Here is a 12,359-nt window from a genome sequence, read left to right on the forward strand (position 1 = left end):
GGTTGCTGAAATCCCCGAATGTAACCGTCGCATTAAAGTTTTGAACAAAAAAGTCAATGATGGCCTGATTGCCGGTCTGGCTCGTCCCGGATACGGCAATATTCAGGCCCTGACTGGTTCCGACAAACACCCCCACAAGCATCAAAACAACTATACTGATTCTCATCTTAAATCTCCTTTCAGTTTTGTTGCAAAGGGGTCTTTTGTCACACTCCGCCATTTCAGCCGGGCTGCTGATGGTTCGGAGGCGCCGCCCCATCAGCAGGTTCCGACCGAAGAAAAAAGCGTTCATTTCCGTTTTCTGAGCAAGGTAAGGGTGCCCAGACTCAGCAAGGCCATAATGGTCGGTTCGGGAATGGAAACGACAGAAACCGTAATTTCATCTATCTGCACGATTCCGGTCCCCGTACTTTTCAGGAGAATGCCGAGCGTACCGCCGACCGCTGCAGGCGTGGCCGGAATTCCAACAGAATCAGAATACCAGACCCCATCCGGCATCCAGGAATTAATGTTCTGGACATAGCTGCCGAATACATTGTCCGGATGGTTATAGAACAAAGAAGCCGTCCACTGCCCCGTACCGGTCCAGCCCCACACACCGGCTATATACTTAATGAAAAACACATCCCCAGCCTGGATGGTATAGGAGCTCATTGTGTAGGCCGCATCGCCGGCGGACATAAAGCCCGCATTCTTATGAACATCGGTATAAGCCTGGGTCAGCCACCAGGCACCCGGTCCTTCAACCCCTGCATCGTTCAGCGGGCCGGTGGAAGGATAGTTTGTCCATCCAAGGATCTCCGTGGCCCACGGAGCGTCAAAGCCTTTAAACGGCCAGGAAGTCACAGTCCCGGAATCAAAATCGATGTTCACAAATGAATCGATAACCACCATTGCCTGTGACCCTGCAGCCAACGCAGCCGCCATAAATAGAACCAATACTTTTTTCATCTCTTAATCCTCCATCCAAAAATACTTGTTACCATTTCAGTCCGCGTACACGATATCACACACTTCACACCTGTTCTCTTGCCCTGCGATGCATGAGTCCTTTTCTCTGTTTCGGATTTCAGCCGGGCTGCTGATGGTTCGGAGGCGCCGCCCCATCAGCAGGTTCCGACTGAAGAAGAGAAGAGAACTTTTAGCGTTTTCGTCTGAGAGCAAGCACTCCCAGCCCCAGCAGAGTCATGCTCGCCGGCTCAGGAATCATCGTGATTTTCAGGTTGTCAAACAGCCAGATTTGTTCCCAGGCCGGTGTGCCGGCAGCAACCGCCCAGCCCGGCCAGCCCGGACCGCCGATTTCAATCTGCCAGGTCGTGTCTGTCAGATCCCAGGCACTTCCGTTCCACCAGTTTACGGTCAATTCCGAAAGATTCTTTTCCACATGCACCCAGCCGGCGGCCTGCGTGAAGTTCATAATACCCGAGCCCCTGCCGACGCCGTTGCCCGTTCCGGTGAGCACAAAGAATTCAAGCGCGATGGGGTCCCAGCTGCCCGAAACGTTCTTGATATCAAACGAAATGGTGTAGTCTGCCGGATTGGTGCTGGTGTTTCCGGACACGGTAATCGTCCACTTGGAGCCGAAACGCGTGTTCACAGACGCAGTGCCCTGAGAATTGTCAATCAGGCCCACATGTTTGACAACCGTATTGTAGGGTGCTCCCTCGCTTGCATAAACAGCCGTATGGCTCTTGACAAAACCGTTTGCCGTATCGCCGTCAATCCAGTTCCAGGCCGGAAAACCGGCGCCGATGGTCTCGCTGTTGTAATCATTGGAATAGACCGTCACAACAGCGGAAGCTGTGCCCGCTGCACATATCATTGCCAACAAGAAAATCCCCGTACCTTTCATCGTCTTTCCTCCGAAAATGTGGTTATTCTTCCTCAATCCCTTTCGTACGCTCTATCCTCACACACTTCACACATCTATTCACGAAGTCAGGGAAACAAACAAGGGATATGCTGCCGCCCGGGATTGCTGCGTTTCATCACCCATGTCTTCTCCCGCCTGTTTTTCACCACCAGAAATACTGACCGAACTGAATCTGTGTCCGGAGGTCCTGCCGCCGTTTCCATTCCACATGTCCGTCGGCAAACGCCATGTTGGCCCCGGCGACGTCCTTGCGGTTGGAGCCCGGTTCGGACTGACGAGCCAGATGGTTGGCCCTGTCATACAGTCCGTAGGCGCTGTACAGTCCGCCGGCCACCTCTGTAAAATTGCATCCGCCCGGCGGGGCCTGCACGTAGCCGGAAGCGGCTGTGCCGCTGTACTGGCTGAGCACATTGTCCACAATCATCAGTGTTGCACTGCTGTTATTCAGCGTGGTCAGTTTGCGAATCCAGACCGCCCGCACTCCGCTCAGCAGCCGATCCGGATACCGGGAGGTCGGAGGATTGCTGGCGTAGTTGACCCGGTCAAACAGATAGTTGTAGGACATCACGCGAAACTCCTGCCGCTGGCGGGCCTCCGGCAGACGGCTCTCATCCCGCAGAGGCAGCGGGCCGGTCACCGCACCGGGTACCGGCGGCTGATAGTCTGAATCGCCCACCCAGGAAAACTGCCAGAACCGCCCGTCGTCGGAGCTCTTAAACCGGTTGGACGGGCAGTAAAACGACTTCTGATCCAGCCCGGCATACTGCATAATCTGATTGCTGCACCAGAAGGACAGGTCCTGAAGCCAGTTGCCGCCTTCATTGAGCGGAACCGAGCCGTCATTCTGTTCGGCATACAGACGAATCCCCTGCGCCTGGGAGCGGATATTGTTGCTGCAGACAACTTTATACGAATATTCCTTCGCTCGGCCCAGCGCCGGAATCATAATCGACAGCAAAAGACCGATAATCGCAATCACCACCAGCAGCTCAATCAGGGTAAATCCGTATGCTCTTCTCATAGATTTTCTTGCTCTCCTTTCCATGCATTTTTCTTTCTTTTCTATTCGAGAATCAAAACCGGTTCGGCGAACAAGCACCAGTCGCTGTCAATCGTGGTCACCCACTGACCGTTAAGAAACCGATTGGGGGCATCGCCTCCGTCGGTAGTCATCAGGGTCAGGAAGCGGTCGTTTTCCGACAGCTCAATTTCTGCAAAATCGAACTGTCCGACTTTGACCTGGGATTTCCAGAAGCGAGGTTTTCCGTCCACCAGCACCCAGAAATCGGCGTTGGCGGCTTCCGGACGAATCGCATTCCCCTCAATTCCAAAGTAAGAGCGGAATCGGACAATTTTGACGCCCGGCAGGTCTTTTCGAAGCGCCTTGAGGTCATACGTAATCCCCATATTCGCATGCATCACCAGACAGTTCACAAAAGGCGGAACCGCCTGGGAGTAGTTTTCCGGAACAGGCCACGGGAACGGCCGAAGAGAGGCGACTATGCTGGTAAACCACCAGCCGCTGGTGACGGGACATTCCTGAAAGATATGTCCCCGAGAACTGACAATCTGCGGCATTCGCCCGTTGGGGATGAACACCCCGTCCACATAGTCCAGACTCGGCGTCGGACGGTACAGGTTGGGGGATTCCTGATTGTGAAAAAGAATGGTCGAAGCGCGTCCGGTTGACGGGTCGATGCCCATCTCGTTTTTGCCGGTTCCCAGCCCGTTGCCGCCGGAGGCTATATCCGCCAGATTCAGCTGCGTCTGTCCGCGCCAGATGATACCGGTCTGCGAGTGGATATGGCGGACGAACGAATCTTTTTTGAGCGGAATATCCTGAATTGTTCCATTTCCGGCGATTGCCTTGGCCTGGCCGCGGGCGATTTCCACGTGATTTTTTGGATTGCTGCCCGTGCCGGAAATCAGCAGGGTTTTGCCGGACAGCACATGGACCTCCGTCTGCCCGTCGGGCTCTGCTTTGACGCCGAATTCCGTGCCCAAATCGATGATTTTCGAGTTGGCGGTGCTGACGATAAACCCAACGGCGTGGGAAGGAACGATGGCATACAGCCGTCCGAAATTCAGATGCACCTGGTCCTCGGTAAGAATCTCGAATTTGGCCGGACCTTCCAGAAGGAGCGTGCTGCCGTTGTCAAAAGCCAGTTTCACAATTCCTTCGTACAGCAGCAGAGGCTCGGATTTGGTCACTAGACGGCTGCCGTTCTGAATCGGCTGCTTAGTGCCCCATTTGGCGTTGTAGGAATCGGAAACCGTCGCCACCTCCATTCCGCTTCCGGGCGGTGAGAAAAAGGCATACACAAGAACAAAGAAGAGAGCCGCGGAGGAGAGGACCAGTGAATAAATCGAAAATTTGCTGACACGCGGTGCTGTTTTGAGCTGCAGCTGGGGCTTTTCCTCGCGGGGTTCTTCTTTGGGGGCCGGCGGCACTTCTACAGCCGGCGCCGATTTTTCCTCATGAGCCAGCTCACCCCAGAACCGCTCGTCGATGGAGCTGTCGGCCAGCAGCGAGGCGGCTCCGGAAGGAAGCTCGCTTTGAAACTTGGTCCGAACCGTGTTGTAGTGAATGACAAACTCGCAGTAATGCCTGACCAGCTCCGGATGCGCCGCGAACAGCTCATCCAGCTGCTGAATCTCTTCATCGCTGATGGTATTCTCCAGCAGCTTCAGAATCAAAGTATCAATAAGCCGTCTGTTCGGATACGAATTCATTCGAACCTCTGAACGGGTTGAGCGGACAAAGTCTTTTTGATGCAGAACCGCAGCCAGTCCAGCGCCTGAGCAATATGGTTGTAGAGCGTGCTGACAGGCTGGCCGAACTGGACGGACAATTCTTTGACGGAAATATTGTCCGAAAAATGCAGTTTCAGCAGAGAGCGCCGCCTGGCGTCCAGTTTTTCACAGCAGATATCCAGGGCCTTCAGGCGAGTGGACAGCTCCTCTGATGATTCAACTGCCAACTCGGCGGCCTGTTTGTAAAACTCGTTGCGGAAAAGCTTCTTGGTCTTTTCGTTCCGCCGCAGATATTCAAAACATTTGTTTTTGGCGATTCGAATGGCCCAGGCGGAAAAATTCGTTCCTTCCTCAAACTGGTCGAACTTTTCCCACAGCGTCGCCGCGGTTTCCTGAAGCAAATCATCGGCGGCGCTGGGATTGTGAACAATCACCAGGATAATGGAGTGCAGCCGGTTCTGGATGCTCGTGTACAAGCGGAAAAATTTTGCACTCTTTTTATCCATAATTATCCGTTCAAATCGCCCCACGTCCTGAAAAACGGCATTCCAAAGCCGCTTCCTTAAGGGATAATGAACGACTGGTGAAAAATTCTAAAAAAGTGAAAAATGAATAATATGGTAAGATAAGTTAGGCCATATTCCTCGAATTAAAACAAGGAATACTCCAGTTATGTTAATCTTGAGAAAGGCCGGATTGCTTATCGATAGAATTCAGCTGCCAAATTCGGATAGACTCGAATCGGGCTTGGCCATTATTTGAAAACAGATAGACATAGTCCCAATCCTGTTCAGGGCAAGGCGACAAAACCCGACTGATGCACTGGCGGCCGTTATTAATATAGATTTCAACGACACTATTGTCTAAAAACAGATGGAGTACAACGGGTTCATTGCCCGACAATGGAACCTCTCGGTCCCCCACAGTCAGCCGGTTCGCCTGTCGGGTAATCGCCAATCCGTCGGTTCCGTCTTCTTTACAGAGGACAATCAATCCGCATTCGGAGGCGTCGGCAGGGACGATTTTCATTTTGACTTCGAGCTGTTTTCCGCGGATGTCGAGAGGAATCCGCTGGTTTTCGAGAAGAATTTGCTTTTGCTGCCAAAGCGGACCTCGCAGCGACTTCAGTTCCGGCGCCGGCGTCTGGAGCAGTTCTCCTCTATCTGAAAGGGTCAGAACCCGCGGCAGGGACATACACCCGTTCCAGCCCTTTGTGTTCTGAAACCCCCGCAGCCAGCCGAGCAGAATGCGCCGTCCGCGGCGGTCAATCAGCACATTCGTGCCGTAAAAGTTCTCGCTGGCATCCGCCAGGCCCCGATGAACGGTCGTAAACGTTCCCTGTTTTGCATCGAAATCGCCTACAAAGTACTCCACCGGCCCATACGGCGAAATCAGCATCACAAAGCGGTTTTCCAAAGGAAAGAAATTCGGGCATTCGATGCTGTGCAGTTTCGGGTCCGGATGCCGAAAGAGAATCCCTCTGTATGTCCACTTCAGCAGGTCCCCCTGCCGGGCTTCATAGAGAAACGCCGCGGCCCGGTTTCCCTCGCCGGCCGGCAGCCGTCCGCCCAAAACCAGATAGGTTTTCCCCTCCGCACAAAACACAAACGGGTCCCGCCACTCTTCAATCGAAAGGCCGCCGTGGTCCTCCATTTTCAGGACAGGATTGCCGGCGTATTTTTCCCACACGAGCAGGTCAGGAGAGCCGACAGCCGCCCACTGTTCGGGCAAAGGATGCCCGATGCTCGTATAGAAGATAAGCGGCTGGTTTGCGGAATTCAGCGTCAGACAGCCGGAAAAAACATGTTCTTCGCCTTTTTCGCGGGAGGGCCACAGGGCAATCGGCAGATGTTCCCAATGCACCAAATCCCGGCTTCGGGCGTGTCCCCAGTGGATCGTGCCCCACTGGTCGCCGTAAGGGTTGAGCAGATAAAAGATGTGATAGTAGCCCCTGTAATGGAGCACGCCGTTGATGTCGTTCATCCATTGAGCCGGCGCAGAAAAATGATAGGCCGGACGCATCGGGTCGGCGGCCGCCTCGGGCACACGAGCCAGCATCGATTCCATCGCCCGAACAACAGCCGGATTTGGGCGGTGCGGCTCTGCAGAGGCCGGATGTTCGACCAACCTTGCGCAGCCGGCCTGAAAAACAGCGGCGGCGACCGCAAATACCATTCGTCTATAACGCTCCGGCCGATTCATTGACGCACTCCTTGCGATATTATCCGACAGCCAGTTGTTTCTGCATCTGCTCAAGCGGTACGCCTTTGGTCTCCGGCATTACGAACAGCACCCAAAGGAGCTGGCCGACCATACAGAGCCCGTACAGGGCAAAGATTCGCCAGCCGAGCTGTTCGGCAAACATCGGAAACGTCTGAGAAATCAGGGCTGCCATAATCCAGTGGGTAAAACTGCCCAGAGCCTGCCCACGAGCCCGAAGGGCATTGGGGAAAATCTCGCTGATGAAGACCCAGATGACGGCCCCCTGTCCGAAGGCGTGGGCGGCAATAAAAAGGATAAAGCCCGCCAGAACCATTACGCCGCCGGCGCCGGAATAAAAGGCCCAGGCGACGATGCTCAAGCTGAGGATGTATCCGATGGAGCCGGCCAGCATCAGTTTTTTGCGTCCGAAATGGTCAATGACCGCCAAAGCCGCCATCGTAAAGACCAGATTGGTCAGCCCAATGATAACCGACTGGGCCAGGGCGGAGGTGCCTTCCGCTCCGGCCATCTCGAAAATCCGCCGCGTGTAGTAAATCAGAGCATTGATACCGGACAGCTGGTTAAAGACGGCAATCATCACCGCCAGCAGGATGGGTTTGAGATACTTGCGGCGGAAGAACGGCTCCTTCAAACTGGCGGCGTCTTCTGTAAGGGACTTCTGAATTGCCCGCAGCTCCTCCTCCACATCGCCGCTGTCAGTGCCGACCTGATTGAGCACGTCTTTGGCTTCTTCAAGGCGGCCCTGAGCAACCAGCCATCGCGGGCTTCGGGGCACGCCGAACAAAAGAAGAAAGAATGCCGCTGCCGGAAAGGCCTCTACGCCGAACATCCAGCGCCATTCCCACGCCCCCAGATTCATCAGACTGATAAGCCAGTTGGACAGATACGCCAGCAGAATCCCCAAGACGATGTTAAACTGGGTAATAGCAACCAGCCGACCTCGCAAACGTGCTGGGGAGATTTCGGCGATGTACATCGGGGAAATGACGGAGGCCCCGCCGACTGCCAGCCCGCCGATAAAGCGAAAGATACTGAAGGAAATCATCCCCCAGGCCAGGGCACTGCCGACCGCCGAGACAAAATAGAGAATGCCGAGCACCTTCAGAATCGTCCGCCGTCCATACCGGTCGGCGGGTCTTCCGAACAGCAGCGAACCGATGACCGTGCCGAGCAGGGCGCTGGCAACCACCGTCCCGTGCCAGAAAGAGGTCTTCTGCAGGACGGGAAGCGCCTCCTCGCTTTGACCGGCGGGAAGGTCCGGACGCCCGAACCATTGAGCCGCCGAAAGATACTGATTGTGATAGAGCCGCTCGAGGGTCTTTTCGGCGCCGGAAATGACGGCGGTATCAAAGCCGAACAGCAGGCCCCCCAGCGCCGCTACGAGAGCACTTTTCAACAGAATCCCTTGTTTTTCCATGGCTGCTTCTCTTTCAGGGGCATTTTAACCCCGACCTCGATTTTGTTTTGCAAAAGCTTTATTAATAATTGATTGAAAGAGGGGAAATTGGAAGAAAAAGAGGCACAATTGATAGGAGAACTGGGCAGGGGCGGATTCGAACCGCCGACACACGGATTTTCAGTCCGTTGCTCTACCAACTGAGCTACCTACCCGTCGGCTGAAAGCAGTTCAGCAAAGAAGGAAACATACCATCCGCATCTCCAAAATGCAAGCAGGATTGAGGGATTTTTCGAGGATTTTTGGGAGTATCCTGCGGTCTATGCTGTTTTATCTGTTTTTCTGTCAAACGCTTACGGTTTTTCGCAGGTAAATGGCCAGCACGTCGATGTCCGCAGGCGTAATTCCGCCGATTCGCGAGGCCTGCCCGAGCGTGTACGGGCGAAAGGCCGTCAGTTTCTCTTTGGCCTCGTACCGCAGGTGCGGGACCCGGAAATAATCCAGCCCCTCCGGCAGGCGGACATTCTCAAGCCGGCGAAACCGCTCGATTTGCCGCTGCTGGCGCTGGAGATACCCCTCGTATTTGGCGGCAATCGACACCGCCTCGAGCACCTGCCCGGGCAGATTCATCTGCCGAACTGTTTCATCGCGGCGGAGGTCTTCGGAAAGCGGATGGCCGGGTTGCTGGAGCCATTCCCAGAGCGTCTTGCCCGAAATCCGAACCGAACGCAGGTAGCCCGTCAGCTCCTCCATCTGCCTTTGTTTGGCCTGAAAGGCCTGCCAGCGGGCGTCATCCACCAGACCCAGCCGCCGGCCCAGCGGCGTCAGCCGCACATCCGCATTGTCCGAACGGAGCGTGAGCCGATATTCCGCACGGGAGGTAAACATCCGATACGGCTCATCGATTTCGCGGGTCAGCAGGTCATCGAGCATCACGCCGATATAGGCCTGGTCGCGTCCCAGAACAAAGGGCTCCTGCCCGCGAATGGACAGCACGGCGTTGATGCCCGCCGTCAGCCCCAGCGCGGCGGCCTCTTCGTAGCCGGTCGTACCGTTGATTTGCCCGGCCATAAAGAGCCCCGGAATGCGGCGGCTTTCGAGATTGATTTTCAGCTGCGTCGCCGGACAATAGTCGTATTCGATGGCGTAGGCATAGTGAACAATCCGGGCCTTTTCGGTGCCCGGAATCAGCCGCAGCATTTCCTCCTGCACATCTTTGGGCACAGACGTGCTGATGCCGTTGCAGTAAATCGTCGTCACGGCCCGGTCTTCGGGCTCCAGAAAAATCTGGTGGCGGCTCTTGTCGGCAAACCGGACGATTTTGGTTTCGATGCTCGGACAGTACCGCGGGCCGACCGACTCAATCTGGCCGGTAAACATCGGCGCCCGGTGAAGGTTGTCCCGCAGGAGTTTGTGGACGGCCTCGTTGGTGTAGGTAATCCAGCAGGGCACCTGCGGCTGCCGAATCGAATCGGTCAGAAATGAAAACGGCACCGGCGGCTCATCGCCCGGCTGCACCTCCAGTTTGTCCAAATCCACGGTGCGGGCGTCCAGCCGGACGGGTGTGCCGGTTTTCAGCCGCCGCACGGTCAGCCCCAGCCGGCGCAGGCTGTCGGACAGTTCATTGCAGGCCGGCTCGTCCAGCCGCCCCCCGGGCCATTTTTCCGGGCCGCAGTGCAGGATGCCGCCCAAAAAGGTACCCGTTGTCAAAATGACCGCCGGTGCTCGAAAGACCCGTCCGTCCGTGCAGGCCACGCCCGCAACCCGTCCGTCAGCCAGAAGAATCTCGGCGGCCATGCCTTCGGCAATATCCAGATTGTCCGCCCCTTCGAGAGCGTCGCGAATCCAGTCTTTGTAGGCGTATTTGTCGGCCTGCGCGCGGGGACTTTGCACCGCCGGGCCTTTGGAGCGGTTCAGGACGCGGAACTGAATGCCCGTTGCGTCGATGGCCCGGCCCATCAGACCGCCGAGCGCATCGATTTCGCGAACCAGCTGGCCCTTGCCGATGCCGCCGACGGCCGGGTTGCAGCTCATCTTGGCAATCGTGTCGCGCGACAGCGTCAGCAGCAGCGTCCGGGCCCCCATCCGCGAGGCCGCCCAGGCCGCCTCCGCTCCCGCATGTCCGCCCCCGACAACCACAATGTCATACTCATTTTTCACAGGTCTATAAAATAACAGAAAAACCACGAAAAACCAGAACCGGCCCCGGCTCAAAACGCCCGAAGAAACAGGACAAATGCCGAGAGGGTCACGCTGTTCGAAGGCCATGAATGTTCGAAGGCATTCCGGAGCCGCCATGTCTTCTGCTGAGGACCCCCAACTTTGGATTCATCCTGTCATCCAGTCACCCTCTGCTGACAGATTCCGCCTGTCCGGAAGCGGATCCCCTCCAGAAGGATACGTTCTTTCCCGGCTGTCCCATTTTTAACAGATTTCCTGTTGACAGTTTTGCCGTAGAACGCTATATATAAGACATCTGAATAGGCAGGGCCTACATATAGTATTGCTGTTCGGCGCGTTGCGAAAAAGGTTTTGGGGACCAGCTCGTGCGATGTCCATTCTGCAAAGAAGACCAGGATCGGGTGATTGACTCGCGGTCCAGCGAGGGAGGGCGGATAATCCGCCGACGCCGGCAGTGCCTGGTCTGCAAGCGGCGGTTTACCACCTACGAAAAAGTCGGGGAAATTTACAAGCTCAGCGTCATCAAAAAAGACGGGTCCCGCGTCCCTTACGAACGGGAAAAGATTATCGCCGGTCTTCAAAAGGCCTGCTACAAACGTCCGGTCTCCGCCGAACAGATGCAGGAGATTGCCGACAAAATCGAAGAAGAGGTCTTCCGCAATTTTGACAAAGAGGTTTCTTCGCGGTTTCTGGGCGAAGCGGCGATGCGTCATTTGCGGAAGGTGGACAAAGTGGCCTATATCCGTTTTGCCAGCGTCTATCGGGAGTTTAAAGACGCCGGCGAGCTGCTGGATGAGGTCCATCAGGTCCTCCAGGAACCGGACCTGTCGGACCAGCCGGGCTTGTTCGGACAGTCATAAAGAACGGCTTTCGCCAAGCCGTTCGGCCGTTTAACCTCTGTCGAAAGGAATCGCCATGCGTGTGCGGGTGATAAAAACCGACGGGACGACAGAACCCTACCTGCATACCAAAGTGCTCGGGACGTTTCATCATGCCCTCAGTGCCGCCGGGGAACCGAATCTGTATGCCGCCGAGCAGATGGCTCAGGCCGTCACCTATTACCTGCACAGCGGTTCCTCCGGCCGGACCGTCACCGCGGATGAGATTCATCTGATGATTCAGGCCGTCCTGCACGACACAGGACATCGTGCGGCCGCCGAAACGCTCAACCAGCATCGAATCCAGCGAAAACTGCTGCGCAAACGCATCGAAGTCATTGATGATTCCGCACACGAAGGCCCTTCCGTTTCGGCCTGGAGCAAATCCGTCATCGTTGAGCATCTGATGCGTCGGCATCATCTCAGCCGTCCGCTGGCGAGGGCTATTGCCGGTCAGGTCGAAGAAAAGGTGTTTCGGATGGAAATCCTCCGCATCCGCAAAGAGCTCATCCGCCAGCTGGTGGAAAATGAAACCGAAGCCATGCTCCGGGCCGACGAACAGCTGAATATCATGCTGTAAACCCCATTCAGGAGTCATCTTGTCTCGATAAAACTTGTCGGCTTTTCCCCCGGAAATTCCGCAAACTTCCTTTTCGAACCCCTCGTAGAAAAAGGCGGAAAACAATTGATTTATCGACCGGCTTTTTTGTACAATAAACCTGTCACCTCCGAGCTCCCTGCTGCGTGAAGAAAAACTGGGACGGCCCGAAACCCGAAAATCGGATACGAGCCGAGCAGTCAACCATATGCGGAGGGCAAAATCATGACTGCGATTCATACCCATCCCTGGACATCGGCGTGGGCCCATCTGGCACATCAATCCGCATCCAAACTGAAACATCAACCACTCCTGTGGCTCTTTATCCTGCTGGGTCTGATTTCCTTCGGGGTGTTTGTCTATTATTTCCTTGCGGAACCTCATCCGGAAGCTCCGTGGCATTCCTTTTTTCAGTAAATCATTTTTCCCTTCCCATCATCCAGCAAGGAGGTGCTT

The 12,359-nt window shown here is 55.5% G+C and carries 11 protein-coding genes and 1 tRNA gene; 3 read left to right on the top strand and 9 right to left on the bottom strand.

From position 1 onward, the window contains the following. Nucleotides 1–288: 288 nt before the first annotated feature. The 9 genes from WHS88_02765 to mnmG all read right to left on the bottom strand — a co-directional run bounded on the left by WHS88_02765 (nt 289) and on the right by mnmG (nt 10,544). Nucleotides 289–951, bottom strand: coding sequence for a PEP-CTERM sorting domain-containing protein (locus tag WHS88_02765; GenBank protein ID MEJ5259092.1), 663 nt, complete (start codon nt 949–951; stop codon nt 289–291). Between the two features lie 190 nt (nt 952–1,141). Beyond that, nucleotides 1,142–1,852 carry a PEP-CTERM sorting domain-containing protein gene (locus WHS88_02770; GenBank protein MEJ5259093.1) on the bottom strand — a complete coding sequence of 237 codons (711 nt, stop codon included), beginning with the start codon at nt 1,850–1,852 and terminating at the stop codon, nt 1,142–1,144. 163 nt (nt 1,853–2,015) lie between these two features. Beyond that, the gene (locus WHS88_02775) at nt 2,016–2,894 is read right to left on the bottom strand and encodes a type II secretion system protein (GenBank protein MEJ5259094.1); all 879 of its coding nucleotides are present in this window, start codon (nt 2,892–2,894) and stop codon (nt 2,016–2,018) included. A gap of 41 nt (nt 2,895–2,935) precedes the next feature. Further along, a complete protein-coding gene (locus WHS88_02780) occupies nt 2,936–4,606 on the bottom strand; it encodes a FecR domain-containing protein (GenBank protein MEJ5259095.1) in 1,671 nt (556 codons plus the stop codon). Beyond that, nucleotides 4,603–5,133: a sigma-70 family RNA polymerase sigma factor gene (locus WHS88_02785; GenBank protein MEJ5259096.1), complete on the bottom strand. Its 531-nt coding sequence runs from the start codon at nt 5,131–5,133 to the stop codon at nt 4,603–4,605. Before WHS88_02785 ends, WHS88_02780 begins: the two co-directional genes overlap by 4 nt. Before the next feature lie 169 nt (nt 5,134–5,302). Further along, the gene (locus tag WHS88_02790; GenBank protein MEJ5259097.1) at nt 5,303–6,829 is read right to left on the bottom strand and encodes a glycoside hydrolase family 32 protein; all 1,527 of its coding nucleotides are present in this window, start codon (nt 6,827–6,829) and stop codon (nt 5,303–5,305) included. 19 nt (nt 6,830–6,848) lie between these two features. Continuing rightward, complete coding sequence (locus WHS88_02795) at nt 6,849–8,267, bottom strand: sugar porter family MFS transporter (GenBank protein MEJ5259098.1); 1,419 nt, start codon at nt 8,265–8,267, stop codon at nt 6,849–6,851. A 121-nt stretch (nt 8,268–8,388) separates the two neighbouring features. Then, a tRNA-Phe gene (locus WHS88_02800) sits at nt 8,389–8,461 on the bottom strand. A gap of 130 nt (nt 8,462–8,591) precedes the next feature. Continuing rightward, complete coding sequence (gene mnmG, locus WHS88_02805) at nt 8,592–10,544, bottom strand: tRNA uridine-5-carboxymethylaminomethyl(34) synthesis enzyme MnmG (protein MEJ5259099.1); 1,953 nt, start codon at nt 10,542–10,544, stop codon at nt 8,592–8,594. 248 nt (nt 10,545–10,792) lie between these two features. On the opposite strand from mnmG, the gene nrdR reads away from it, so the two are divergent. The 3 genes from nrdR to WHS88_02820 all read left to right on the top strand — a co-directional run bounded on the left by nrdR (nt 10,793) and on the right by WHS88_02820 (nt 12,320). Further along, nucleotides 10,793–11,287 (top strand): transcriptional regulator NrdR, encoded by a 495-nt coding sequence (gene nrdR / locus WHS88_02810; GenBank protein ID MEJ5259100.1) that lies wholly within the window; start codon nt 10,793–10,795, stop codon nt 11,285–11,287. A 55-nt stretch (nt 11,288–11,342) separates the two neighbouring features. Next, nucleotides 11,343–11,885, top strand: coding sequence for a hypothetical protein (locus WHS88_02815; GenBank protein ID MEJ5259101.1), 543 nt, complete (start codon nt 11,343–11,345; stop codon nt 11,883–11,885). Nucleotides 11,886–12,128: 243 nt separating this feature from the next. After that, entirely contained in the window at nt 12,129–12,320 is a 192-nt protein-coding gene (locus WHS88_02820) for a hypothetical protein (GenBank protein ID MEJ5259102.1), read from the top strand. Nucleotides 12,321–12,359 lie beyond the last annotated feature (39 nt).

The sequence above is a fragment of the Anaerohalosphaeraceae bacterium genome, from assembly GCA_037479115.1.
Taxonomy (GTDB): Bacteria; Planctomycetota; Phycisphaerae; order Sedimentisphaerales; family Anaerohalosphaeraceae; genus JAHDQI01.